This is a genomic window from Scandinavium hiltneri (assembly GCF_024764835.1).
In the GTDB taxonomy this organism is placed as follows: Bacteria; Pseudomonadota; Gammaproteobacteria; order Enterobacterales; family Enterobacteriaceae; genus Scandinavium; species Scandinavium hiltneri.
Genome location: NZ_JALIGE010000074.1, coordinates 151348 through 176809, shown reverse-complemented (window position 1 = coordinate 176809; position 25462 = coordinate 151348). Strand labels below are relative to the sequence as shown.

The following is a 25462-nucleotide window of genomic DNA, read 5'->3' as shown; positions in this document are numbered from 1 at the left end:
TTTACTCCTTCTCAGTCGCATCCGGCAGACGCCAGAAATCAAAAAAATTAAACCAGTCGAGGGGCGATAGCAGGGCGTAATGCTCCAGTCGCTGCGCGTAACGGTCGACGGTATTCTGTAACGCCTGCTGGCGTTCGCCGCGCGGTAACACCAGCGGGTCGGCAAACGGTTCGCAGTGCACATACAATTTGCCCTGCTGCTTGAGGGCGAAAATCATCAGCACCGGGCATTTCAGCACCGAGGCCAGAATAAACGGCCCCTGCGGGAACGGCGCGGGCGAGCCCATAAACTCGCTCCAGATAACGCGCCAGTCGCCGCCGCGCTGCGGGTTCACCGCAATGCGATCGCCGACGATCGCCACCCATTCGCCCCTCTCGAGTTTCTCTTTCAGCAGCATCGCGGTGTCCGGGCCGATGTTGGTCACGGAAATGAGATTGATGCCTGACTGCGGGGCGTTCTCTTCCATCACCTGTTTGAAACGTTGCGCGTTATCGCTGAACACCAGCGCATTAATGGTGCGGGTAGAAAGCGCGCGGCAGGCTTCGACATCGCCCAGATGCGAGGCCAGCAGCAGCTTGCCCTGCGGTGCGGACATATCCAGCGCCTCTTGCGCGCCGGGCGCAAACACGATATCGCGGCCCGGTTTTAGCTCCCCGCGCCAGCTGGCGATTTTGTCGAGGAGAGCATGGCCGAAGCCCATAAAATGCTGGAAGCTATTAAAGCGTTCAGGCTGCGGCAGATTGCGGGCGGCAAGCTCGCGTTTGGCGCGGGCAATCCACTGCCGGGAGGCGCGCCGGGGTTCGCGGGCGGTCAGCCAGAAAACGGCAATCACCGGCCACAGTAAGAGTGAGAACGCGCCGCGCCCGAAGGTTTTCCACACCCAAATCATCAGCCTCATGCCCCACAGGCCTTTGGCTTCCGGCTGTTTCGCCCAGTGCTGGCGACGACGGCGGAAAAGCAGGGACGGAATGCGCGGCAACATGCCGAAGAACAGGCGGGTGTGCATCCACGAGATGCGCAGGTTGTCTTTCAGTGCGTCGAAATGTGACAGGCCGTCCAGCGGATAGGTCACGCGGGTCGGCACAAAATAGCTGGTGTTGCCCTGCCAGTAGAGACGCACCATTACTTCGGTGTCGAAGTCCATGCGTTTGCCGAGCGCCACCTGCTTCGCGAGTTGCAGCGTCGGTTCAACCGGATACACGCGAAAGCCGCACATGCTGTCTTTGAGCTGGAGAGACAACGTCTCAATCCACACCCAGACGTGGGTGACGTAGCGTCCGTATAAGCGTGAACGCGGGACCGAATCGTCATAAATCGGTTGCCCGGAAATGAGCGCGTCGGGGTGTTTTTCGGCGAGCGACAGCAGCTTGGGGATGTCTTCAATGGCGTGCTGACCGTCGGCGTCCACCTGCACCGCGTGGCTAAAGCCTGCGCGCTGCGCTTCTTCCAGACCACGAATCACCGCCGCCCCTTTGCCTGCGTTTTCCGCCAGGCGCACCAGCGTCAGGTTTTCGTGCGTTTCTGCCAGCGCGGTAAGTGCCTCGCGGGTGGCGTCATCGCTGCCGTCGTCCACCACAATGCATGGCATCGCAAACGCAGACAGCCGGGCGAGCACGCTCGCCATCATCGCGCCGTGGTTGTAGCAGGGGATCAGGATGCAGGGCGAAAAGGCTACTGACATAACCGGATCTTGCCGCTGCTGGCGGTGTGGCGCGCGTCGCCGTCGTGGCGTTGAAAGCTGAACGCCAGTAGCTGTTTGTCAGCCTGCCAGGTCATTTCCAGTGTGACCGTGGTTTCTGGCAACAGCGGGGCCTGGAATTTTACGTTCTGAATGCTGTGAAAACGGAAACCGGGTGCCAGCAGGGTGGTGGCGTAGTGCATTACCCAGTCAAGCTGCGCCACGCCGGGCAGCAGCGGCTGTACGTCGAAGTGGCCCTGAAACCAGAACAGTTCCGGGTCGAGGTGCAAAATGACCGACAGCGCCTGCGGCTGTGTCTGCTGGCGTTCAATTTCACGAGGCTTCATGAAAATAGCGCCTGCAATTGCGCGTAGACACGCTTGTTCATGCTGTTGACCGGGATTTCGTCGAGCACGCGCCAATAGCGCGGTACGGAAACCGGCTCCAGCCACGGCAGCAGTGCGCGACGCCAGGCCAGCTCCTGCGCCTTTCCGCCGGTAGCCTGCCACTGCTGGCGGGCACTTTCGGTGAGCACCAGCACCACGCCAATGCCCTGACGACCACCGCGTGAAACGGGGAGCGCGGCGGCATCGACAATGCCTTCCAGCGCCAGCAGTCGTTTTTCCACTTCGCTCAGGGAAACGCGTTTTTCTTCAATTTTAACGACCCGACCGCGACGTCCTGCCAGGCGGAAACCGTCATCGACCAGTTCGAGCATGTCGTCGAGCAGCAAGCCTTCGGGGTCATTAAGCAACGGCGAAATCAGCCGCCACTCTTCGCCTTCGGCACGCAGCGTCACACCCGGGAAAAGCTGCCACGAGGTGCTGTTATCGATGCGCTGACGCCAGGCCATGATCCCAGTTTCGGTGCTGCCGTAGATTTCATCGGGCCAGACCTTGAACCATTCTTGTGTCTCTTTCGCTTCTCGCCACGGCAGCATACCGCCTGCGGAGAGGATCATGTCGATGGGCGGTGGCGTGAGCTTCGCGTCCAGACGCTTGAGAAATGCCGGGCTGCTGATAAACACGTAGCGGTGTTCAGGGTCCAGCGCGCTCAGCTGTTCAGCGTAGTAGAGCATGGCGGCGTGCAGCGGCAGCCCGCAGGCCATCGGCAAGAAGATACGGAACGTCAGGCCATAAAGATGCTGCGGCACGACCGACGCCACAAACCGGCAGCCTTCGAGGCGCTGTTCGAAACGGGTGTGCAGCATTCTCGCTTCTTCATCGAGTAGCGCGATGGGTTTGATGATTTTTTTCGGCTGGCCGGTGGAGCCGGAAGTAAAGAGTTCAACAACGCTGTCGGCGGCGACGGGCGGGAGTGTGATATCACCCGCGTGCGAGGCATTTTCGCCAGCGCTGACGATTATCTGCGGGCCATCGCATTCCAGCGGTGTTTCACTCAGGATGCCGTCGAATAAATCCTGCTGTTCGTTCAGTAGTGAGGCGCGGCAGTGGCCAGGGATCACCGGGATTTTCCCCGCATGCAGCGTGGCCAACAGCGCGAGGATAAACAAATAACTGTTCTCGAAACACAGCGCCCAACGCTCACCGGGCTGTGCCTGTAACGACTGCGTCAGCTGCGCGACGTCGTGGCGTAATTCGCCAAGCTGCCATTGCCGTGACCCGAGCCAGGCAATGCAGGTGTCGTCAGGGCGCGTTGGACTCAGCCACTGTGACAGCGGAAGGGGGTGTTTCATGGTTAATCTCTTTTCATCAAACGTCTGCGAACCAGCCATTCACCGGTCATCAGGGTGCCCATCAGCAGGTAGGCGATGACGCCGTTCCACGCGGTCCACAGCCGCATGTCGCCCTGCAGGGCGGTGAAGAGGGCAATCGATCCGTTCACGATAAAAAACAGGCACCAGATGCGGGTCACCTGACGGGTATAACGCACGCCCGCGGGGGGCAATTCCGGCTCTCGCAGGCGTGCCAGACGCTCAACCAGCGGCATGTCGCTCCACAGCGAGCCGCCGAATACCGCGAGCATGACCGCGTTCACTACCACCGGATAGAACAGCAGCAGCTGGTGCGCTTTCAGCAATGCGCTGGCAGCGCACAGGGCAATTCCGGCGAGCGCCACAATTTGCAGCACCCGGCGCATCGGCCCGGCCTGTTTGCGCACCTGGAACAGACGCAGCAACAGCAGCAGCGCCATCACCGGCAACAGCCAGTGTAAGCCGTTATGCGCCAGACCAAAGCCAACCAGAAGCGGCCAGGCCAGAACAATGGCCCCTGTCGCCAGCCGCATCAGCGGCAGCGAGCGTAAGCTGCGCATCTGAATTATTCGTCGTGCAGCAGACGGCTTACGGCATCGACCACATCCTGTACGGTGCGGACCGATTTGAATTCTTCAGGCTTAATTTTCTTTCCGGTTTTTTTCTGCAGGTGGACCACCATGTCGACGGCGTCGATGCTGTCCAGCTCCAGGTCTTCATACAGGCGGGACTCAGGCGTAATGTCCTGAGGATCGAGTTCGAAGAGTTTGTGCAGAAGCTCGGTCACTTCCTGATAAATCGTTTCTTGTTCAGTCATAACGGACTCGTCTTCATGCGCGTTGTGCGTTAATAAAGGACGCCAGTGTGGCGACGGAATAGAAATGCTGACGCATCTCTTCGCTTTCTGCTGAAAGCACCACGCCGTACTGATTCTTTACCGCCAGTCCCAGTTCGAGTGCATCAATGGAGTCCAGGCCCAGGCCGTCTCCAAAGAGTGGGGCATCGGCGTCGATATCATCCGCTGACAGCTCATCAAGATTCAGGGTCTGAATGATGAGGTTTTTTATTTCAAGATAGAGGGCTTGCATCATTAATTCCTGCCAAAAATAGTTCTGTCCCGATCAGCTTTCCGGGTTGTTCTGCTGCAATTGAGACAAAAATAGCCGGTTGAGCTGCCGGGCAGCCAGAGCCGGTTCTTGTAAGTTTGCATCATATAAGTCGGTGATGGCGAGACGCTCGCACACATTCACATCGAATATAGGTTTCACCGGCGGTACATCATACCACTTGCTCTGTTTGTCGAGCATGCGTTCGCTGCACTGGATCGTCACAATTCGGACATCGCTTGCGCAACGCACGGCGATATTTGCCGCACCGCGCTGGAGCGTCATTGGCTCGCCCACGCGTGTGCGGGTGCCTTCCGGAAAAATCAAAATCGTGTCGCCTTTTGCCAGACGCTGCTGGCAGGCGGGCAGCAGGGTGTCGGCCTGGCTGTTAATCAAATAGTCCGCGCTGCGAATGACGCCGCTCATGCACGGGTTTTTCAGCAGTGCGCTTTTCACCATGCAGTCGGTGTCGGGCATCACCGAAGCCAGCATCACGTAATCGAGCAGCGACGGGTGATTGGCGATAACCAGACAGCCGCGCTCCTGGCGCAAAATATTTTCGCCGTGAATACGATAGTCCAGCACGCCCATGACTTTCGTGACCCATAAAAAGAAACGAAAGCTGGTGGCAATGCTGCGGCGCGCCAGGCTGCGGCGACGGTCTTTATTCCGCACGCACAGCAATAAAATATTAAACCAGATAAGCGACAACAGCAGCCCGCCGAGGCCAAACAGCGAAAAGCAAAACCCGGTGGCGAAGATGCGCCACAGGCGGTTGAAGCGGGAACTGACGGTTTTCATGCCCGGCTCCAGCACCAGCGGGAGACTTCACCGTCAATGACGAATTCGCGGTCGTGATTCAGATAGTGGCGCAGGAATGTCAGGCTTTGCGGCAGCGCGTTTTCTGCTTCCGTTCCACCGGATTGTGTGGAGCAGGCGAGACTTGTCCCGGCTTCGAACACCATCGCGCAGGCATAGGCCCAGGTCGGCATAGCGTCGGGTAAATCCGGGTGATAAAACGCGGGCAGCGCGCCGTCAAAATCAACCATCAGCACGCGCTTATAGCCCGCATGCAACAGGCTGATAACTTCGCACAGACCCTGCTGAAAAGTGTCTTTTCCGGCGGCCAGCGACGATGAAACCACCGGCTGTTGCGCCACGATTGTCAGGTTGCCGACGGCGGAGTTATGCACCGAGAGCGCGAAATCGGTGGGCGACACGGATTGCTGCGTCGCCAGCGCCTCGAGAATGCGGAAGTTACGTTCGAGTTCGCCGTGACGGCTGGTGTAGAGCACCGCATCAATGGCGTGTTTGCGTAACATCAACAGCCCGCACTCCACTGCGAGTTTGCTCCCCGAGCTTAAACGGCGCGCGGTCATCATCGGCAGCGCGGTCAGTTTGGCCTGCGGCGCAGCGGCATCAATGGGCTGGACGTGATTCGCCCACTGAATCCACTGAGCGTCGTCGCTAAGACCGGGCGCACGGGCCTGCCAGTCGATAAGGTTTAATGCAAAATTCATCAGTGCGAGCCTGGTCTGTCGATACTCTTTATTCGTTAGAAGACGTTATGCCATTTATTATCGTTTTGTTCACGCGGCATTTTGTCGTGGGGCCGCTATTTGCGCTCATATCCTACAATGTTGTCGGCAGACAGGCGAATATCTGTAAGGCAGAGTTGTCTTGATTTTGGTCTATGTTGCGCCGGGGCATAAAACGCAGCGGGATATCAGGCCGCTGTGACCTAATATCCCGTAATAACGATTACTGCTGTACGGCGCTGGAGAGGCTAATCTGAATATCTTTATCGAGATTATGTACCCAGCGGTTGTAGTTCTTATGAATTTGACCACCTTCCGCCATCAGATTAGTACTACCGTCATATTTGATGATGTAGCTGTTGGCAGAATACTGAATCAAAACATTGGCGGTATGGTCACGCGCCTGCTGGCGACCTTTAATCACGCCGGGGCCGGCATCGGTCATAATCCACTGGCGGTTGAGTCCCGCTTTTAAGATAGCGTTACGCACCTGGGCTTCGGTGTGACCGGTGGCTACCGGGCTTTGAACGGTTTCAATCGGCGCGGTGCGAGAAACGCAGCCCGCCAGAGCGCCGACAACGGCGACGGCAGCAAACCATTTCACTAACTTTTTCATCAATAACTCCATTCAATCTGTAAAGCGATGCGAGATTAAAGCAAGCATTACCCAAACCCTTTATCAACGAACGAACGTTATTTCGATTACGCGATAACAGGTGTTTTTTTGTTATTTTGAGGTTAAAAATGATAAGGGAGTATGTGAGTGGCTGCAACCGGAATATCTGTTAATACGATGATAAGAATCTGCATAATTATTATTTCGATAATTGGATTTTAATTAGATGCCAATTTTAGTTAGGGGCTTATTCATTTCTGCGCGAAGAAACATTAAAAACGAAATGCCCGGCGGCGCGATGCATGCCGGGCGTACGAGACAGGTAGGCCCGTTCAAGCGCAGCGCCACCCGGCAATGCCATTAACCGGGCAATCGGCTCTTTGGACGCCCCGGCCCCAACAAAATCGCCAGCTTACTGCCGCCTTTGGTGGTTTCCATCCAGATTTTACACACGCTGGTGAGTGGCACTGAGAGCAGCATCCCGACCGGGCCGAGCAGCCAGCCCCAGATCAATAATGATAAGAACACCACTAACGTCGACATGCCCAGACGATGGCCCATCATTCGTGGTTCGACCATATTTCCCAGTACCATATGTACCGCCAGGAACAGCCCGCCAACCAGCAGCCCCTCATACCAGCCGTTAAACAGGAACGCCTGAATCATTGGCGGAATGGCGGAAATCACCGACCCGATGTTGGGCACGTAGTTCAACAGGAACGCCAGTACGCCCCACATCAACGCGAACTGCACGCCGAGCAACAGCAAACCGAGCCAGACAATCACCCCGGTCCACAGGCTGATCAGTGTTTTCAGCGCCAGATAGTGAGACACCCCTTTCAGGGCGCGGTGCAGACCGGCGATATGGATTTGCGGATTCACCAGAGCGAAACGCAGTTTGTACGGGACGTGGCGCACTTCGAACAGCATAAACACCACCGTCATCATCAGCAGCACGATGCTCGCCATGGCCCCGGAAAACTGGGTCATCATGGTGGTAGCGAAGGCGACCATTTTGTCGGAATCAACGCGTTGCAGCATACGCTCCGGCGACATGTGCATGTGTAAAAACGGCATCGAGTCTTGTAAGGCAAGCAGCTTGTGGGTCAGCTCTTTGTTGTACTTCGGCAGCATGGCGACAAATTCGCTGGTGGATGCCGCCAGAACGGCGACCAGCGCGGTGAGTACGCATAGCATCGCAAAGACCACAATCGCGATGGACAGCGGTCGTGAGACGCCGCGACGGATAAACCAGGTCACCAATGGATTGAGAACGATGGCGAAAAACAGGGCCAATAAAAGTTGGACAATAATGTCGGCGGCGGCATGGATCCCAGCCAGGATGACAACCAACGACGCCAGTTTGAGAAGTATGTGTAAACCCGCTTTATCAGCGGCAGGTGTGGTCATGGCAATTTCCTTGTGAGCTATCGCCATTAAGTGTAGTGCGTCCCGCTGGGCTGACTATCGGAAAGAAGGACGGTTTTCTCTGTAGCCGGGAAGGCGGCTACCATGGATAACGTTGGCACTCATGGCGCAACGCCAACAGAAATTGCCGCGCGGTTGCCGTTAAATCCGATTTTTGCGACCAGATAACGCAATATTGTGCTGAGGGGAGCGTAGTGATTGGCAGCACCGTCAGCCTGTCCTGCAAAAAGAGCGGGGTGCTCATGGCGCGAGCGACGATGGTTAAATAATCCGAATGCAGGACCATATTCAGCCCGCAAATGACGGAGTCTGTGCGGATTGGGGCTTCATGCATCTGCCCATAAAATTCATTAAGCTCATCCTGAAGCTGTTGGTAGTAACCGAGGTTTGCCTCTGGCAACAACCATTTGGCCCGGCGCAGATCTGCCAGCGTTGTGGCTTCTGCCAGTGGATGTCCACGTCGAGCAATCACACAAAACGGGGCGTTAAACAGCGGCTCGACAATAATATCTTCCGGCACCCTTGCAGGGTTGATGGTGCCAATTGCCAGGTCCAGCTCTCCCTGTTGCAGCAGGGGCAGCAGCGTTGACAGTTGACCCTCTTTGATATGCAAATTGGCCTGCGGCAGGTGGGATTTAAAACTGTCCGCCACTGACGGGAAGACGCTCAGCGCAATCAATGATGAAAAACCGATGTTCAGTTTGCCCTGCGAGAAGTGGTTAATCTGCTCCACCTCTTCGGCGGCGCGCTGGAGTTCTTCCAGAATCCACTCTGCGCGACGAGAAAACGCTTCTCCCGCTTCGGTTAAGGTGATGCCTTCGTTACCGCGCAAAAAAAGTTGCGCCGATAAAGTTTGCTCCAGCTCTCGTAACGTCCTGCTCACGGCGGGTTGAGATTGTCCCATGACGCGCGCGGCCGCACGGATGCTGCGGCTGCGAACCACTTGTCTGAAGACATGTAACTGCTGAATTTTGGGCAAATATTTCATACGCACACCCTATCAATAAAAAGCATCACCCCAAACAAAATTGCATCTTTTGTGCGATGCGCCGCACTGCTTAGATAACTCTCGCGTTCTCAGTATGAATGCGAACACTCACGGGCCTGGCGCCTGGGACGGAATTCCGCTTAAGGAACACCATGATGAAGAAAAACCATTCCTTGATGATTTTCCTGTTATTTCTTGGCTATGTCATTGTCTATATAGATAAAACAGTGATGGGTTTCGCATTAATACCGATTGAAAAAGAGTTTGGCGTTTCTACCCAGCAACTGGGTTATATCACCGGTATTTTCTTCCTTTCTTACTCACTGTTTCAAATCCCGGCTGGCTGGTTAAACGATCGCATTGGTTTTCGCACGATGCTGCTTCTTTCACTGTGTCTGCTCGGGGGATTTGCATTGTGCTTCGGCTTGCTGGGCCTGAGTTTCGGGCTGTTGGTCATGTTCCGCTTTCTTTCTGGCGTGGGACATTCTGGCTATCCGTGTTCATGTGCCAAAGCGGTGGCGAGCAATTTCAGCGTTGAGCAACGCACCTTTGCCCAGTCCTTTTTACTGTCGTCTGCGGGGCTGGCGATGACTATCGGCCCGATGGTGGCTGTCAGCGCATTGACACACATCGGCTGGCGGGCCTCGTTTGCCGGCCTGGGGTTACTGGCCTGCGCGGTGGCTATCGTCATTTTTATGCTGGTACAAAAACCGCAGGTGGCGGTCAAAACCAAAACAAACGCCAGCTTTCGCGCGTTGCTGAAAAACCCGACGGTCGTGCTGCTGTTCATCGCCATTTTCTGCATCAACATTCCCAGCTATGGCCTGCTGGCGTGGCTGCCGAAGTTTTTGGTGCAGCAGCGCCATATGCCGCTTGAGACCTCAGGGCTGGTGATTGCCGCCGGCGGTCTGGGGATCTGGATTTCTTCCCTGGGGACCGGCTGGCTGGTCGGTAAGTATTTTCAGGGGCGAGAACCTCGGGTGATCGTCATCTGCTCGCTCATCAGCGCGTTATGCATTTTCACGATTTATCACACCGCCTCCGCGATGGCCGCCAGCGTCTTTTTATTCTTTGGCGAGGTCTTCTTGATGGGCAGTTTCGTCACCGTCTTCACCTTGCCAATGAAACGTCTGCCCGTCGAAACCATGGGGGGCGCTATGGGCCTGATTAATACGGGCGGCACGCTGGGCGGTTTTGTCTCGCCGATTGTAATGGGATACCTGATTAGCAACAGCCATGACTATTACTCGACGTTTATTTTCCTGGCCTTATCCATGGTCTGCTCCGCGCTGGCGGTGTTGCCGCTGATGACAAAGAAATCGGCCTTAAATCTTGTGGCTGAATAAGGGAATCATGATGACTTTTAATATTGATATTTTGACCGACGAAGTGGCCCGCGATGTGTCGCGCTGGCGTCAGCATATTCATGCTAATCCGGACCTCTCTTTCCATGAGCAAGCCACCGCGGATTATATTGCGGCGGAACTGGCGACCTTTAGGCCACTTGAGCTGCGTCGCTTAACGCCGAACAGCGTGGTAGCCGAGCTGCGTGGTCAGCTGCCGGGGCCGGTATGGGCATTACGTGCCGATATTGATGCGTTACCGATTCAGGAGGAAAGCGGTGAAGCGTTTTCGTCCTGTAAACCTGGCGTAATGCATGCGTGTGGACATGATGCCCACTCGGCCATGCTCATGGGGGCGGCGAAAGTGCTGTGCCATTTTCAGGCACAGCTCAAAGGCACGGTGCGCTTCATTTTTCAGCATGCGGAAGAAGTGCCGCCGGGTGGTGCGCAGGAGCTGGTTGAGCTGGGTGTGCTAAGCGATGTGGAGTACATTTTTGGCCTGCATGTGATGCCGGACAAACCTACCGGCACCCTGTCGCTCAAAGACGGTGTGTTCAGCGCCTCAAGTGATAATTTCGATATTGTTATCACCGGTAAAGGCGGCCACGGCTCAATGCCGCATCTGTGCGTGGATCCGATTGTGATTGGCGCAGAAATGGTCAGCGCATTGCAGCAAATTGTGGCGAGGAAGCTGGACCCGCTGCATGCGCCAGTGCTGACCATTGCCACTTTCCAGTCGGGTGAAAGCTACAACGTTATTCCGAATAGCGCCCGTCTGGCCGGCACGCTACGCACCCATAATCAGCAAGTGCGTGAACGCGTACCGCAGCTGATGCAGCAGGTGATTGAGGGCATCGCCGATGCTCATGGCGCGAGCGTTGAAATCCAGTGGCAGCCCGGGTATGCCGTGGGTAATAACCACGCGGCCGCCTGTGACATTGCCCGGCAGGTTATTAGCCAGCATTTCCCTTCGCAGACATTGCAGACGGTTACGACGCCGCTGTTTGGCAGCGAGGATTTCTCGTCGTACCAGCAGCATGTTCCTGGCTGCTTTATTTTCGTGGGCAGTAGAAACCCCGAGATCGGTGCGGTGTGGAACGTCCATAACCCACATTTCCGCTTAGACGAAGAAGCCCTGAAAGTGGGCGTGAAAACGCATCTGAGTTTAATTAGCCCCTTGTTGGGTTAACTCAGGTCAAAAAAAGCCCCCGGTCGCGAAACCGGAGGCTGTGTCGTCAGCAGGCTAACTTAGTTGATGACGATGGTATTGATGATGTTCTCTGCGGTGCTCTGCGCTTTCTGCTGATCGTCAGCAGGCAGCGTGATTTGCAGGGTCAGCAGTTTGCCGTCCACTTTGCCCAAGACCACGGAAGAGTACGCGGTCTGGCCTTTGGCAGAGATAATGCTGTCGAGCTGCTGAAGTGTCTGGCCCTTCAGCTCAATGGATTTGTTGGTCACAACCTGCAGCTCAGGGTCGCGGCTACGCTGCTGCGCTTCCAGACGGGAAGCCAGTACACTCAGGTCTTCATTGGAGTTGTCGCCGACAATCACGATAACCGCTTTCTGGCCCGTTGCATCGGAGTACACATGCATGTTGTTAGCCTGAGTGCCCAACTTGCCGCTCTGATCGGTCATATCGGCCGGCAGGGAGAAGCTGAGTTTGCCATCCAGCAGTTTTACAGGCTGTGCAGCGGCGTTGCTTTCGGCGGCTGCTCCCTGAACCGGGGCTTTGCTGTCGCTGTTGTCACAGGCAGAAAGGCCCATTACCAGCAGGCCAATACCGACGTATTTAACCAAATTGCGCATTGACATCTTCCTTTTGATAAACGGCCATTAATGGCACATCAGCTTATCTTATCACAACCCACTGCACGAACCTTTAACCCGCTTGAAAAGCTGGGTTTTCAGATTTATCTGCCAGATTTTTCAACAACATATTCAACACCACGCCGTACATCGGCAGGAAGAATAGCAGGCTGATAAGCACCTTGAAGGTGTAATCAACCAGCGCGATTTCGACCCAATGCGAAGCCATGAACGGATCGGGACTGCGCCAGAAGGCGATGAAGAAGAACGCGAGGGTGTCGCTGACGTTACCGAACAGTGTGGAGGCGGTTGGCGCCATCCACCAACGGTGGTTCTGTCGCAGGCGGTTGAAGACGTGAACGTCAAGGATCTGCCCCAATGCGTAAGCCATAAAGCTTGCGGCGGCGATACGGGCAACAAACAGGTTAACGCTGGTGAGTGCGGCAAAACCCTGCCATTCGCCCATATAAAACAGCGACGAAATAACGTAGGAAATCAGCAGCGCAGGCGCCATGACCGCAAAGATAATCTTACGGGCCAGCGGCGCGCCAAAGATACGCACGGTCAGGTCGGTTGCGAGGAAAATAAAGGGAAAGCTAAACGCGCCCCAGGTGGTATGAAAACCAAAAATGGAGACCGGCAGCTGCACCAGATAGTTACTGGAGGTGATCACCAGCAGATGAAAAAGCGAAAGCCAAAACAACGCTTTTACGCGCTGTGCTTGAGAGAACTGCATCATGTTGTAGCCTTTTTAGTGGTTGGGGTGAGGGAACCCAATGTGTGTCTTGAAACGCTAAAAACCGCCGCATGATACTGCGTTATGTGCGCTTTGCAACGGCTAATTTTCGCGCAATCGTTAACCTGCCTTGCGTCACGAATAACTGGCGGTAAACTAGGGCGGTTTTTTGACTGACTGAGTGAACCATGAGCGACATTTTTTCTGCTGCTGACCACACCCTTGATGCACAGGGCCTGCGCTGCCCCGAGCCGGTAATGATGGTACGCAAAACCGTGCGCACCCTGCCCGTCGGCGAAACGCTGCTGATTGTGGCGGACGACCCGGCGACGACCCGCGATATTCCTGGCTTCTGCCGCTTTATGGACCATGAGCTGATTGCGCAACAGACCGAAAGCCTGCCTTATCGCTATCTGATCCGCAAAAACCACTGAGTGTCTGACCCATCAGGCTATTTTATTTGCCATTTTGGCCCTGGGCAGTGCTCAAAATCCTCACGTACTCCGTGTACGCTCCGGTTTTTCCGCGCTGTCCGTGTCCAAACTGACGGCAACAATTACGCCTGATGAGCCAGACATCTGAGGGTAGAAACTGTGATCTACCCTGAAATATCGTTATCAAATCACTAAACCATCGTTTCACATTTGTAGCTTTTGTGAGGCGTCTCACCGTCGTTTTTCCAGCGGCAGGCTAATTTTTAAACGCAAAACTAAAACAACGTTTTATTAATTACTCTGGAGCCGACCGATGAAAATGACTGTAAGGCCATTTGTGGCCGCTTTATGCTTTTCCACCGCAGCACTCTGCTTTACGCCTTCGGTTTTAGCACAAACCATTCGCGCCGCCGATGTCCATCCTGAAGGCTACCCGAACGTGGTGGCGGTCCAGCACATGGGTGAAAAACTCAAACAGCAAACCAACGGCGACCTGGAGATTAAAGTCTTCCCGGGCGGCGTGCTGGGCGATGAAAAGCAAATGATTGAGCAGGCGCAAATGGGGGCCATCGACATTATCCGCGTATCGATGGCGCCCGTGGCGGCTATTCTGCCGGACATCGAAGTGTTCACCCTGCCGTACGTCTTCCGCGATGAAGATCATATGCACAAGGTTATCGACGGCGATATTGGCAAACAGATTGGCGACAAGCTCACCAACAACCCGAAATCCAAGCTGGTGTTCCTCGGCTGGATGGATTCCGGTACCCGTAACCTGATTACCAAACAGCCGGTCACCAAACCGGAAGATTTGAAAGGGATGAAAATCCGCGTTCAGGGCAGTCCGGTGGCGATTGATACCCTGAAAGACATGGGCGCTAACGCTGTCGCGATGGGCGTGAGCGAAGTTTACAGCGGTATGCAGACTGGCGTTATCGACGGTGCCGAAAACAACCCGCCAACCTTTATCGCCCACAACTACATGCCGGTAGCGAAGCATTACACCCTCAGCGGCCACTTCATCACCCCGGAAATGCTGCTCTATTCCAAAGTGAAATGGGACAAACTCAACGCCGATCAGCAGCAAAAAATCCTGACGCTGGCCCGCGAAGCCCAAATGGAACAGCGCGAGCTGTGGAACGCCTACAACAAACAGGCGCTGGAAAAAATGAAAGCGGGTGGCGTGCAGTTCCACGACATCGACAAAGCGTACTTCGTCCAGGCGACGGAGCCGGTGCGTAAAGCCTATGGCGAAAAGCATCAGGATCTGATGAAAGCCATCGCTGACGTCCAGTGATTTTCACGTCGGACGGAGGACCTATGTCTGAATCCTTTTCAAAAGTGATGGATAAGCTGTACATGCTGGCGATGTGGGTCGCCGGCGTGTCGCTGCTGGTGATGACCATCGTTATCCCCATCGGCATTTTTTCCCGCTACGTGCTCAACCAGGGCGAATCCTGGCCGGAGCCAGTGGCTATTCTGTGTATGGTGACGTTTACCTTTATCGGCGCGGCGGTAGGCTACCGCGCCGGTTCGCACATCGCCGTTAACATGCTGACCGACCGGCTGCCCGCCGTACTGCAACGCGCTGCGGCGCGGCTGGTTGATCTCATGATGCTGCTGATTACCGGGTTGATGCTTTGGTACAGCTACGGGCTGTGTCTCGATTTATGGGATCAGCCGGTGGCGGAGTTTCCACTGCTGACCTCCGGTGAAACCTATCTGCCGCTGCCGATTGGCTCGGCGGTGTTGATTCTGTTTGTCATTGAGCGTCTGCTGTTCGGTTCTCAGGAGAACCGCCCGATAGTGCTCATCGGTAACCACGGTTAAGGGGGTCAAATGGATGCGTTTGTTCTGCTTTTCACCCTCGCCATTTTGTTGGCTATTGGGATGCCGGTGGCCTTTGCCGTGGGGCTCAGCGCCGTGGCAGGGGCAATCTGGATTGAGTTACCGCTGGAAGCGCTGATGATTCAGATTACCAGCGGGGTGAATAAATTCACCCTGCTGGCGATTCCGTTCTTCATTCTCGCCGGGGCGATCATGGCGGAAGGCGGGATTGCTCGCCGGTTGGTTAATTTCGCCTATCTGTTCGTGGGCTTTATTCGCGGCGGCCTGTCACTGGTGAACATTGTGGCATCGACCTTTTTCGGTGCGATTTCCGGTTCGTCGGTGGCGGATACGGCCTCTATCGGCAGCGTGATGATCCCGGAAATGGAAAAGAAAGGGTACCCGCGTGAATACGCGGCGGCGGTGACCGCCAGTGGTTCGGTGCAGGCGATTCTGATCCCGCCGAGCCACAACTCGGTGATTTACTCGTTGGCGGCAGGCGGCACGGTGTCTATTGCCTCGCTGTTTATCGCCGGGGTGTTGCCGGGCTTGCTGCTGGGTGTCAGCCTGATGGTGATGTGCCTCGCCTTCGCGAAAAAGCGCGGCTATCCAAAAGGCGAAGTCATTCCCTTTCGCCAGGCGGTTAAGATTTTCTTTGATGCGCTGTGGGGGCTGATGACGGTGGTCATCATTCTCGGTGGGATCCTTTCCGGCATTTTCACCGCGACAGAATCCGCGGCGGTGGCCTGCCTGTGGGCGTTCTTTGTCACCATGTTTATCTACCGTGACTACAAATGGAGCGAGCTGCCGAAGCTGATGTACCGCACGGTGAAAACGGTCAGTATCGTGATGATCCTGATTGGCTTTGCCGCGGCGTTTGGCGCGGTGATGACCTACATGCAACTGCCAACGCGTATCACCGAGTTCTTCACCACGCTTTCCAGCAACAAGTACGTGATTCTGATGTATCTCAACGTCATGCTGCTGTTGATTGGTACGCTGATGGATATGGCGCCGATCATTTTGATCCTGACGCCGGTGCTGTTGCCGGTGACCAATGCGCTGGGAATCGATCCGGTCCATTTCGGGATGATCATGATGGTAAATCTGGGGATTGGCCTGATTACGCCGCCGGTGGGGTCGGTGCTGTTTGTGGCCAGTGCGGTGAGTAAGCAGAAGATAGAAACCGTGGTCCGCGCGATGCTGCCGTTCTACGCAATGCTGTTGGTGGTGCTGGCGATGGTGACATACATTCCGGCGATTTCACTGTGGCTTCCGCACGCCCTGGGGATGTAGTCGTTTTTCCAGACGTTGTAGGCCCGTTCAGTCCAATGTTGCTGACCGGGCTTACACGTTCCGATCCTATTTCCGATTCAACAACCGCAACGCATTCGCCGTCACCAGCACCGTGGCACCGGTATCGGCCAGAACTGCGAGCCACAGGCCGGTGATACCGAGGAGCGTAGTGACCAGGAAGACAGCTTTCAGTCCCAGCGCAATCGTAATATTTTGGCGGATGTTGGCGCGGGTCGCGCGGGCAATGCTGATCATCTGGGCCAGACCCGTCAGGCGGTTGCCGGTCAGCGCCGCGTCGGCGGTTTCCAGCGCCACGTCCGTGCCGCTGCCCATCGCAATGCCAATCGTAGAGGCTTTCATCGCGGGCGCATCGTTGATGCCGTCGCCCACCATCGCCAGCGGAGCCTGCTGATTCAATGTGGTCACGGCGGTTACTTTATCCGCCGGCAGCAGCCCGGCGCGGAAATCCAGCCCCAGCTCATTGGCAATCGCAGCGGCTGCCCGAGGGTTATCGCCGGTCAGGATAACGCCCTGAACGCCCAGCGCATTCAGCGCGCTGACCGCTTCGCGAGCGTCGTCCCGTAGCGTGTCGCGCAATGCCAGAATGCCTTGCAGAAGCTGATTTTTAATCACCACCACCACCGTTTGTCCGGCTTCTTCCAGCGCCCTGATTTGCGCTGCCTGACTTTCGGCCGGGAATTTATCCCCGGCGCAAATCAGCACCTTCTCGCCATTCACGTCGGCTTCGATACCGGACCCGGCCAGCGCTCGTTGGTTCTGAGCCCCTGGCAGCGTGAGGTTACGCGCATTCGCTTCGTTGATAATTGCTGTCGCCAGCGGGTGACTGGATCCTTGTTCCACGGCAGCAGCCAGCGCCAGAAGCTCGTCTTCAGTGGTGCCGTTCAGCGCCACAATGCTTGTCACGCGCGGTTTGCCGACGGTCAGCGTCCCGGTTTTATCGAAGGCGATGTGATGAATGCGACCGAGCTGTTCCAGCGCCGCGCCACCCTTAATCAATGCGCCCCGGCGCGCCGCTGCAGCCAGCCCCGAGGTAATCGCCGCCGGGGTGGAAATCACCAGCGCGCAAGGACAGCCAATCAGCAACAGCGTCAGACCTTTGTAAATCCACGGCTGCCACTCAGCGCCCGCCAGCAGCGGCGGTAATATCGCAACCAGCAGCGCGACCAGCATAATCGCCGGGGTGTAAATACGGCTGAAGCGGTCGATAAAGCGCTCAATCGGTGCCCGGCGCTCTTCGGCCTCTTCAATCAGGCGCAGAATGCGGTCGATGGCGCTGTCGCCAGGTTCGGACGTCACGCTCAGCTGCACCAGGCGGTCTACGCTGGTGGCGCCTGCCGGTACGCTTTCCCCTTCCGCGCGTTCTACCGGGACTGATTCTCCGGTGAGGGCGCTCTCATCGAAGCTGGCAAAGGCGGATATCAGCTTACCGTCCGCAGGCAGACGGCCCCCGGCGGCGACTTCAATCACATCGCCCGGGCGTAAATCCCGTTGGGCCACGGTTTCGCGTTGGCCGTCTCTCAGACGAACAGCGGTGTCCGGTTTCAGGGCCATTAATGCGCTGACGCCTTTGCGGGCGCGACTGGCGGCCCAGCCTTCCAGGCGTTCGCCGATGATAAACAGCAGCAGCACCATCGCCGCCTCAGCCGTCGCGCCTATGAATAATGCGCCGATAGCCGCCACGCTCATCAGCGTTTCAATGGCAAACCAGCTGCCGGTTTTAATCAGACGCAGCGCCTGACGTGCAATCGGTAACAGCCCGACCAGGGTAGTGGCGATAAAGGCGATATTCCCGAGCGGAGGGTTTATCTGCGACAGACCCCAGCTGATAGCCATCAGGACGATCAGCCCTATCAGCGGTAAATTTTCTTTCAGACGAGAAGGGGCGGGCGCTTCCGGCGCATCTTCGCTACGCAGGACATAGCCCGCGTTGGCGACGGCGGTTTCGACCTGCGCGCGAATATCACTTTCGGCATCAACCAGCAGCTTCTCGGTGGTGAACAGCACCTGAACCTGGTTGACGCCACTCACCTGGCGCACGGCATTTTCAACTTTTCGTGCACAGGCGGCGCAGTCCATGCCGTTGACCAGCCAGCTGAAACGCATACCGGAAGCGGGAGAGATGACCGATGCAGACTCCGGCTGTGAGCCGCCGCAGCAAGCGCCGTGATCGTTGTGCTGTGCCGTGACCGGAGCAGGCGTGAAGGTCGTTTTCGCGAACTGAGGCGCGGGTTTGGCTTTGGCGTCTGGAGTCGACATGGCACTCTCCTGTTACTGATAATTTTCTCAATAACACAGAGCATACACTTTGGAGTCGACTCCAGAGTCAAGCCTCTTTTTACAAATACAGCGCGCGGACGATCAAAAAGTGTCCGGCGAAGTAGCACGCGGAGGAAATGGCGGTATCGGCGCGGAAGCGGCGACGGTAGTGACTGCCCAGCCATACGATATTGCCGATAAGCAGCAGCGTCGCGCCAAGGAAGCCGGAAAGCGCGGTATCCACAGGACGGAAGAACCACAGCTCGCCCGCCAGCCACACCATCACCAGCGTCATCGCAATAAACGTACACACTGGCAGACGCAGCTCTTCAAGGCGCGACCAGATAACGGCTATCAGCAGCGCGCCAATCACCAGCAGCACCAGCGGCAGCGGCCAGAAGAACGACAGCGTCATCTGACTGGCGAACCAAATCGTATACAGCAGATGAGAAAGGAAGAACGCGCCCACCGCGTACAGCATACGTTCGCGCGACAGCAACGTTAGCGCATCGCCAATCAGCGACGCACACAGACCCGCCAGCACCAGGTAACTGATTGCGTTAAACATTGGGGCTTGCCAGGCGAGAAGCAGTAGCAGAATCAGCGTGACGGGTTTGAATACCCAGCGCTGCCAAACCGGGCCACGGTAGGAGGCGTCGACGTAAAGCCAACCGGATAAACAGACCGCAATAAATGACCACAACATAATAAGTCCTTGTATCTGTTATTGATGTATAAGTTCTCTCCAGTTCAGTGTAGTGGCGCGAGGTGGCAGATGGCAATGCCCGTTCAGGCAAGGTATCCTCCTTTGCGTCAATTCTTAGAAGACAGTGAGAGAATCCTCCGATGAGCAAAATGCCGCTCTTTTTTGTGATTGTGGTGGCGATAATTGTCGTTGCCGCGTCGTTCCGTTTCGTGTCACAGCGTCGTGAAAAGATGGAAAACGAGGCCGCGCCGCTGCAGCAAAAGCAGGTGGTAGTGACCAACAAACGTGAAAAGGTGTTGAACGATCGACGCTCTCGCCAGCAAACCGTCGCCCCGGCGGGCAGCGATATGCGTTATGAAGCGAGCTTTAAGCCGGAAACCGGCGGGCTGGAAGTCACGTATCGTCTGGATGAGAAGGCGTATCACGCGTTGAACGTCGGTGACAGAGGGACGCTGAGCTACAAAGGCTCGCAGTTTGTGGCGTTCACGGGCCATGATTAAGTGCGCCGGCGGCGCGAGCGTCGCCGGGCAAAAACATCACTTTTTCTTCGTCGTCAATTTCATCTTCTTCTGCCAGGCAATCAGTTCAAATACCCCAAACAGAAATACGCGAACCGACTCGCCGCGGGTCATTTGCGGACCGTCCTTCGGCAGAGTGGCTTTCAGCAGGGTCATTTGCAGGCCGTGCATCAGGATCATGAAAATCAGCGCCACGTTGACGAAGATATTCACCGGGAATTTGAACGGGTGCAGAACGTTGAGGACCAAAAAGGCCCAGACGCAAAGCATGAGCAGGCGGCCGATATTAAGCAGCATTGTGATTTCCTTGTGCTTCACGTTGATAAAGGCGATAAGCAACCTGCCCGGCTACTTTTTCGCGGTATAAATCCCAGTACGAGGGGACCAACGGCAGGCCGTTTTCCACTTCGCTTTCGACATAAATCAGCGCGTCGTCCGCCAGCCAGCCATTCGTTTCCAGCAGATTCAGCGTCTCGTCGAGTAGCCCTTTACGGAACGGCGGGTCGATAAACACGATATCGTGCGGTGTGCCAGGCTGTGCAAGGAACGTCAGGCTGTTGGTATTAACCACTTTCGCGTGGCTGGCGTTAAGCGTTGCGAGGTTTTTTTGTAACTGTTGTGCCACATGGCGATCCATTTCCAGCAGGGTCGCACTGGCGGCATAACGCGACAGCGCTTCAAAGCCCAACGCGCCGCTTCCGGCGAAACAATCGAGGCAGCGAGCATCGACCATATGCGGCGCAAGCCAGTTAAATAGCGTCTCACGGACGCGGTCAGTGGTTGGACGCAGGCCTGGGCTGTCCGGAACAGGGAGCTTACGGCCCCGCCATTGCCCGCCTATAATGCGGATCTGGCCGCTGCCGGAGTGGTTTGGTTTTTTCATATCTATGCTCAGCTCAATGCCGGATTACTGTTCCAGGCGGTGATGCGCGTTAAGTTAAGTGATAGACTATTTCATCATTTTTTTAGCTTCCATGTACATACACCTAAATAATTCTGGTTTCATGAAACCTGAATTATGAGGGGATAGCGGTAACGCGGTACCGGGAATCAACAGTGAAGAGCGTGCTCGCAAATGGCAAAAGACAAAAAAAGAGGCTTTTTTTCCTGGCTGGGCTTTGGACAGAAAGAAAAAGAGCAACAGGAAGCCGATCAGCAGCAAAGCGAAGCGCAGCCAGCGCCCGCTGAGCCTGTCATTGAGCAGGACACGCCGGAAGCGGCTGAAGCCGTAATCGAACACGAAGCGCTGCCGTTGCCGGAAGAGATTGCCGAAGAAGAGCCGGCGGTAGTTATCGAAGAAGAAGCCGTTGTCGCGCATCAGGTGCAAGCCGAAGAAGCGACGCCGGTTGAAACCGTCGCAGAAGAATCCGCCGTTGAAGAGCCAGTGGTTGCAGAAGCCCCGGTTGAAGAACCTGTTGCTGAAGACATCGTCGAAGAAGAAGACATCGCCGACGTCGAACTGAGCGACGAAGAGCGTGAAGCGCAGGCGCTGGCCGCCGCGGATGCGGCAGAAAATGCCATCGACGCGCCGGAAGAAACGGCAGAAGAAGCCGACGACGCAACAACGCAGCAGGAAACAACGCAGCAGGAACAGGAGCGGCCGACCAAAGAGGGCTTCTTCGCGCGTCTGAAACGCAGCCTGCTGAAAACCAAAGAAAACCTCGGTTCCGGATTTATCAGTCTGTTCCGTGGCAAGAAAATCGATGATGATCTGTTTGAAGAGCTGGAAGAGCAGCTGCTGATTGCCGACGTCGGCGTGGAAACGACCCGCAAAATCATCGCCAATCTGACCGAAGGCGCAAGCCGCAAACAGCTGCGTGATGCCGAAGCGCTGTACGGTCTGCTGAAAGATGAAATGAGCGAAATCCTCGCAAAAGTGGAAGAGCCGCTTAATATTGAAGGCAAAATGCCGTTTGTTATCCTGATGGTTGGCGTCAACGGCGTGGGTAAAACCACCACCATTGGCAAGCTGGCGCGCCAGTTTGAGCAGCAGGGTAAATCGGTCATGCTGGCGGCGGGTGATACCTTCCGTGCCGCGGCGGTTGAGCAGCTCCAGGTCTGGGGCCAGCGCAATGATATTCCGGTGATTGCTCAGCATACCGGGGCCGATTCCGCATCGGTGATTTTCGATGCCATTCAGGCCGCGAAAGCACGTAACATGGATGTCCTGATTGCCGACACCGCAGGGCGCTTGCAGAACAAATCGCACCTGATGGAAGAATTGAAGAAGATTGTCCGCGTAATGAAAAAGCTCGACGAAGATGCGCCGCATGAAATCATGCTGACCATCGATGCGAGTACGGGTCAGAACGCCATCAGCCAGGCGAAGCTGTTCCATGAAGCGGTTGGGCTGACGGGCATCACATTGACTAAACTGGACGGGACCGCCAAGGGTGGCGTTATCTTCTCGGTGGCCGATCAGTTCGGCATTCCGATTCGCTACATTGGCGTTGGCGAACGTATCGAAGATTTGCGTCCGTTTAAATCGGACGATTTTATTGAGGCACTTTTTGCCCGAGAGGATTAACAATGATTCGCTTTGAACAAGTCAGCAAAGCCTATCTCGGTGGGAGACAAGCGCTGCAGGGGATTAACTTCCAGTTGCAGCCGGGTGAGATGGCCTTTCTGACCGGCCACTCCGGCGCGGGGAAAAGTACCCTGCTGAAGCTCATATGCGGTATCGAGCGTCCCAGCACCGGGAAAATCTGGTTTAGCGGCCACGACATCAGCCGCCTGAAAAACCGTGAAGTGCCGTTCCTGCGTCGCCAGATTGGGATGATCTTCCAGGATCACCATCTGCTGATGGACCGCACCGTGTTTGATAACGTCGCTATTCCGCTGATCATCGCGGGGGCCAGCGTCGATGATATTCGTCGTCGCGTCTCGGCGGCGCTGGATAAGGTCGGGTTGCTCGACAAAGCGAAAAATTTACCGATTCAACTTTCCGGCGGTGAGCAGCAGCGCGTGGGCATTGCCCGTGCGGTGGTGAACAAACCGGCGGTATTGCTGGCGGATGAACCGACCGGTAACCTTGATGAGGCGCTGTCGGAAGGCATTCTGCGCCTGTTCGAAGAGTTTAACCGCGTTGGGGTGACTGTGTTGATGGCGACCCACGACATGGGGCTGATTTCCAGCCGTTCATACCGACAGCTGACGCTCAGCGACGGGCATTTGCACGGAGGCTACGGTGAATAAACGCGAGGCGATGAACCACATCCGGCAGTTCGGCAACCGTTTTGACCGGTTGCGTAACTCTGCCAGCGGCGGCGGTAATAACGGCGGCAACGTGCCGAAACGCGCGAAGTCTTCGCCGAAGCCGAATTCCCGCAAAACCAACGTTTTTAACGAACAGGTGCGTTACGCCTTCCACGGCGCGTTGCAGGACCTGAAAAGCAAACCGCTGGCCACGTTCCTGACGGTGATGGTCATTGCCATCTCGCTGACGCTGCCGAGCGTGTGCTACATGGTTTACAAGAACGTGAACACCGCGGCGTCGCAGTATTATCCGTCGCCACAAATTACGGTGTATCTCGAAAAAACGCTGGACGATGACGCTGCGGCGAAAGTCGTGGGGCAGTTACAAGCCGAACAGGGCGTGGACAAGGTGAATTACCTGTCCCGCGATGAAGCATTGGGCGAGTTCCGTAACTGGTCAGGTTTCGGCGGCGCGCTGGATATGCTGGAAGAGAATCCGCTTCCCGCCGTGGCGATTGTCATTCCAAAGCTCGATTTCCAGGGCACCGATTCGCTGAACACCCTGCGTGACCGCGTGTCACATATTCAGGGCGTGGATGAAGTGCGCATGGATGACAGCTGGTTTGCGCGACTTTCTTCCATCACCGGCCTGGTTGGGCGCGTGGCGGCGATGATTGGCGTGCTGATGATCGCGGCGGTATTCCTCGTCATTGGTAATAGCGTGCGCCTGAGCATCTTTGCGCGTCGCGACACCATCAACGTCCAGAAGCTTATCGGCGCAACCGACGGCTTTATCCTGCGTCCATTCCTGTACGGTGGGGCGCTGTTGGGCTTTTCCGGAGCGTTTCTGTCGCTTATCCTTTCCGAAATTCTGGTGCTGCGTTTGTCATCGGCGGTGACGGAAGTGGCGAAAGTGTTTGGCACCCAGTTTGAACTCAGTGGCTTAGGTCTGGATGAATGTTTGCTGATGCTGATTGTTTGTTCAATGATTGGCTGGATTGCTGCCTGGCTGGCGACGGTACAACATTTACGCCACTTTACGCCGGAATAAAAAAAGTCTGATATACTCTCTCCCTGCTGCAAAGTTCCTGTGCAAAATCGCAGGGAGAGAGTCAAAACCCATCTGCTTTCCCTGCCCGCAACATTATCATCGTGATGTCACATTTTGTGCGTAATCTATTCACAGCGTTGCATGGAACTTGTGGATAACATCACTGTCTGATTAAAATGTGAATGTTAATCTCGCTGCTCGTAACAACTGGCCCGAAAGTTGCCTGATGGTGACGTGCCACGGCCAGGACGTAAATTGAGAGGACTTGAATGACCAAAGATATGCAAACTTTAGCTTTAGCCCCTGTTGGCAACCTGGAATCCTATGTCCGGGCGGCAAACGCATGGCCGATGTTGACGGCTGATGAAGAACGGGCACTGGCGGAAAAGCTGCATTACCAGGGCGATCTGGAAGCAGCGAAGACGCTGATCCTGTCTCACCTGCGCTTTGTTGTTCACGTTGCTCGTAATTATTCGGGCTACGGCCTGCCGCAGGCAGATTTGATTCAGGAAGGTAACATCGGCCTGATGAAAGCCGTGCGCCGTTTCAACCCAGAAGTGGGTGTGCGCCTGGTGTCTTTCGCCGTGCATTGGATCAAAGCCGAAATTCACGAATACGTACTGCGTAACTGGCGTATCGTCAAAGTCGCGACCACCAAAGCACAGCGTAAGCTGTTCTTCAACCTGCGTAAAACCAAGCAGCGTCTGGGCTGGTTCAATCAGGATGAAGTCGAAATGGTTGCGCGCGAGCTGGGCGTTTCCAGCAAAGACGTGCGTGAAATGGAATCGCGAATGTCCGCGCAGGACATGGCCTTTGATATGTCATCTGATGACGATTCTGAAAGCCATTCCGTCGCACCGGTGCTCTACTTACAGGATAAAACGTCTAACTTTGCCGACGGCATCGAAGACGACAACTGGGAAGAGCAGGCCGCGAACAAACTGACTCACGCGATGGAAGGTCTGGACGAACGTAGCCAGGATATCATTCGCGCTCGCTGGCTGGACGAAGATAACAAGTCCACGCTGCAGGAGCTGGCCGACCGCTATGGCGTGTCCGCCGAGCGTGTGCGTCAGCTTGAAAAGAACGCGATGAAAAAATTGCGTATGGCGATCGAAGCGTAAGCTGAAAGCCAATGCCCGGTGGCGCTCACGCTTACCGGGTCTACACATCGCCACTGCGGTCCGGTAAGTTAGCCGCCGCCT

28 protein-coding genes are annotated in these 25462 nt (G+C 55.9%); 11 read left to right on the top strand and 17 right to left on the bottom strand.

All coding sequences use genetic code 11. The features are described 5' to 3' along the window. Position 1 precedes the first annotated feature (1 nt). The 11 genes from MUU47_RS13825 to MUU47_RS13775 all read right to left on the bottom strand — a co-directional run bounded on the left by MUU47_RS13825 (position 2) and on the right by MUU47_RS13775 (position 9068). On the bottom strand, positions 2–1681 hold the full coding sequence (locus tag MUU47_RS13825) for a glycosyltransferase family 2 protein (RefSeq protein WP_258988744.1): 1680 nt from the start codon (positions 1679–1681) through the stop codon (positions 2–4). Further along, positions 1672–2025: an ApeI family dehydratase gene (locus tag MUU47_RS13820; RefSeq protein WP_258988742.1), complete on the bottom strand. Its 354-nt coding sequence runs from the start codon at positions 2023–2025 to the stop codon at positions 1672–1674. Before MUU47_RS13820 ends, MUU47_RS13825 begins: the two co-directional genes overlap by 10 nt. After that, on the bottom strand, positions 2022–3374 hold the full coding sequence (locus MUU47_RS13815; protein ID WP_258988741.1) for an AMP-binding protein: 1353 nt from the start codon (positions 3372–3374) through the stop codon (positions 2022–2024). Before MUU47_RS13815 ends, MUU47_RS13820 begins: the two co-directional genes overlap by 4 nt. A gap of 2 nt (positions 3375–3376) precedes the next feature. Then, entirely contained in the window at positions 3377–3952 is a 576-nt protein-coding gene (locus MUU47_RS13810; RefSeq protein WP_258988740.1) for a COG4648 family protein, read from the bottom strand. A 5-nt stretch (positions 3953–3957) separates the two neighbouring features. Then, positions 3958–4209, bottom strand: coding sequence for an acyl carrier protein (locus MUU47_RS13805; protein WP_125354977.1), 252 nt, complete (start codon positions 4207–4209; stop codon positions 3958–3960). Between the two features lie 13 nt (positions 4210–4222). Further along, positions 4223–4480 carry a phosphopantetheine-binding protein gene (locus MUU47_RS13800; RefSeq protein ID WP_258988739.1) on the bottom strand — a complete coding sequence of 86 codons (258 nt, stop codon included), beginning with the start codon at positions 4478–4480 and terminating at the stop codon, positions 4223–4225. A 33-nt stretch (positions 4481–4513) separates the two neighbouring features. Beyond that, complete coding sequence (locus MUU47_RS13795; RefSeq protein WP_374684570.1) at positions 4514–5299, bottom strand: lysophospholipid acyltransferase family protein; 786 nt, start codon at positions 5297–5299, stop codon at positions 4514–4516. After that, positions 5296–6018 (bottom strand): beta-ketoacyl synthase chain length factor, encoded by a 723-nt coding sequence (locus MUU47_RS13790; RefSeq protein WP_159769422.1) that lies wholly within the window; start codon positions 6016–6018, stop codon positions 5296–5298. Before MUU47_RS13790 ends, MUU47_RS13795 begins: the two co-directional genes overlap by 4 nt. Before the next feature lie 241 nt (positions 6019–6259). Then, a complete protein-coding gene (locus MUU47_RS13785) occupies positions 6260–6652 on the bottom strand; it encodes a hypothetical protein (RefSeq protein ID WP_159769425.1) in 393 nt (130 codons plus the stop codon). A gap of 360 nt (positions 6653–7012) precedes the next feature. Beyond that, positions 7013–8062 carry an AI-2E family transporter gene (locus tag MUU47_RS13780; RefSeq protein WP_258988737.1) on the bottom strand — a complete coding sequence of 350 codons (1050 nt, stop codon included), beginning with the start codon at positions 8060–8062 and terminating at the stop codon, positions 7013–7015. A gap of 97 nt (positions 8063–8159) precedes the next feature. After that, positions 8160–9068: a LysR substrate-binding domain-containing protein gene (locus MUU47_RS13775; protein ID WP_258988736.1), complete on the bottom strand. Its 909-nt coding sequence runs from the start codon at positions 9066–9068 to the stop codon at positions 8160–8162. A 152-nt stretch (positions 9069–9220) separates the two neighbouring features. Between MUU47_RS13775 and MUU47_RS13770 the strand changes: the two genes are divergently transcribed. Further along, positions 9221–10414 (top strand): MFS transporter, encoded by a 1194-nt coding sequence (locus tag MUU47_RS13770; protein WP_258988735.1) that lies wholly within the window; start codon positions 9221–9223, stop codon positions 10412–10414. A 10-nt stretch (positions 10415–10424) separates the two neighbouring features. Then, entirely contained in the window at positions 10425–11600 is a 1176-nt protein-coding gene (locus MUU47_RS13765) for an amidohydrolase (RefSeq protein WP_258988972.1), read from the top strand. A 59-nt stretch (positions 11601–11659) separates the two neighbouring features. Here the strand turns inward: MUU47_RS13765 and MUU47_RS13760 are convergent, their stop codons facing one another. Continuing rightward, positions 11660–12217, bottom strand: coding sequence for a DcrB family lipoprotein (locus MUU47_RS13760; protein WP_258988733.1), 558 nt, complete (start codon positions 12215–12217; stop codon positions 11660–11662). A gap of 73 nt (positions 12218–12290) precedes the next feature. Further along, positions 12291–12956: a 7-cyano-7-deazaguanine/7-aminomethyl-7-deazaguanine transporter gene (locus MUU47_RS13755; RefSeq protein ID WP_258988732.1), complete on the bottom strand. Its 666-nt coding sequence runs from the start codon at positions 12954–12956 to the stop codon at positions 12291–12293. Between the two features lie 185 nt (positions 12957–13141). On the opposite strand from MUU47_RS13755, the gene tusA reads away from it, so the two are divergent. The 4 genes from tusA to MUU47_RS13735 all read left to right on the top strand — a co-directional run bounded on the left by tusA (position 13142) and on the right by MUU47_RS13735 (position 16510). After that, positions 13142–13387 (top strand): sulfurtransferase TusA, encoded by a 246-nt coding sequence (tusA, locus tag MUU47_RS13750; protein WP_258988730.1) that lies wholly within the window; start codon positions 13142–13144, stop codon positions 13385–13387. A 313-nt stretch (positions 13388–13700) separates the two neighbouring features. Further along, positions 13701–14684, top strand: coding sequence for a TRAP transporter substrate-binding protein (locus MUU47_RS13745; protein WP_258988729.1), 984 nt, complete (start codon positions 13701–13703; stop codon positions 14682–14684). Positions 14685–14707: 23 nt separating this feature from the next. Next, a complete protein-coding gene (locus MUU47_RS13740) occupies positions 14708–15217 on the top strand; it encodes a TRAP transporter small permease (protein ID WP_258988728.1) in 510 nt (169 codons plus the stop codon). A gap of 9 nt (positions 15218–15226) precedes the next feature. Beyond that, the gene (locus MUU47_RS13735; protein WP_258967769.1) at positions 15227–16510 is read left to right on the top strand and encodes a TRAP transporter large permease; all 1284 of its coding nucleotides are present in this window, start codon (positions 15227–15229) and stop codon (positions 16508–16510) included. 66 nt (positions 16511–16576) lie between these two features. Here the strand turns inward: MUU47_RS13735 and zntA are convergent, their stop codons facing one another. Beyond that, on the bottom strand, positions 16577–18787 hold the full coding sequence (zntA, locus tag MUU47_RS13730; protein ID WP_258988727.1) for a Zn(II)/Cd(II)/Pb(II) translocating P-type ATPase ZntA: 2211 nt from the start codon (positions 18785–18787) through the stop codon (positions 16577–16579). 79 nt (positions 18788–18866) lie between these two features. Next, a complete protein-coding gene (locus tag MUU47_RS13725) occupies positions 18867–19493 on the bottom strand; it encodes a lysoplasmalogenase (protein ID WP_159757462.1) in 627 nt (208 codons plus the stop codon). A 149-nt stretch (positions 19494–19642) separates the two neighbouring features. On the opposite strand from MUU47_RS13725, the gene MUU47_RS13720 reads away from it, so the two are divergent. Further along, positions 19643–19993 carry a DUF2500 domain-containing protein gene (locus MUU47_RS13720; RefSeq protein ID WP_258988971.1) on the top strand — a complete coding sequence of 117 codons (351 nt, stop codon included), beginning with the start codon at positions 19643–19645 and terminating at the stop codon, positions 19991–19993. A 36-nt stretch (positions 19994–20029) separates the two neighbouring features. Here the strand turns inward: MUU47_RS13720 and MUU47_RS13715 are convergent, their stop codons facing one another. Together MUU47_RS13715 and rsmD are read right to left on the bottom strand one after the other, a co-directional pair. Then, positions 20030–20308, bottom strand: a complete 279-nt coding sequence (locus tag MUU47_RS13715) for a DUF1145 family protein (protein WP_258988726.1) — start codon at positions 20306–20308, stop codon at positions 20030–20032. Beyond that, positions 20298–20894 (bottom strand): 16S rRNA (guanine(966)-N(2))-methyltransferase, encoded by a 597-nt coding sequence (rsmD, locus tag MUU47_RS13710; RefSeq protein WP_258988724.1) that lies wholly within the window; start codon positions 20892–20894, stop codon positions 20298–20300. The genes MUU47_RS13715 and rsmD overlap by 11 nt, the downstream gene beginning before the upstream one ends. Before the next feature lie 192 nt (positions 20895–21086). Here rsmD and ftsY point away from each other — a divergent pair, with 192 nt between their 5' ends. The 4 genes from ftsY (at position 21087) to rpoH (ending at position 25381) form a co-directional block, all read left to right on the top strand. Next, positions 21087–22538 carry a signal recognition particle-docking protein FtsY gene (gene ftsY / locus MUU47_RS13705; protein ID WP_258988723.1) on the top strand — a complete coding sequence of 484 codons (1452 nt, stop codon included), beginning with the start codon at positions 21087–21089 and terminating at the stop codon, positions 22536–22538. Positions 22539–22540: 2 nt separating this feature from the next. Then, positions 22541–23206 (top strand): cell division ATP-binding protein FtsE, encoded by a 666-nt coding sequence (gene ftsE, locus MUU47_RS13700; protein ID WP_258988721.1) that lies wholly within the window; start codon positions 22541–22543, stop codon positions 23204–23206. After that, positions 23199–24257: a permease-like cell division protein FtsX gene (gene ftsX, locus MUU47_RS13695; protein ID WP_258988720.1), complete on the top strand. Its 1059-nt coding sequence runs from the start codon at positions 23199–23201 to the stop codon at positions 24255–24257. The genes ftsE and ftsX overlap by 8 nt, the downstream gene beginning before the upstream one ends. A 269-nt stretch (positions 24258–24526) precedes the next feature. Next, positions 24527–25381, top strand: coding sequence for an RNA polymerase sigma factor RpoH (rpoH, locus tag MUU47_RS13690; RefSeq protein WP_258988719.1), 855 nt, complete (start codon positions 24527–24529; stop codon positions 25379–25381). The last annotated feature ends 81 nt before the right edge of the window (positions 25382–25462 follow it).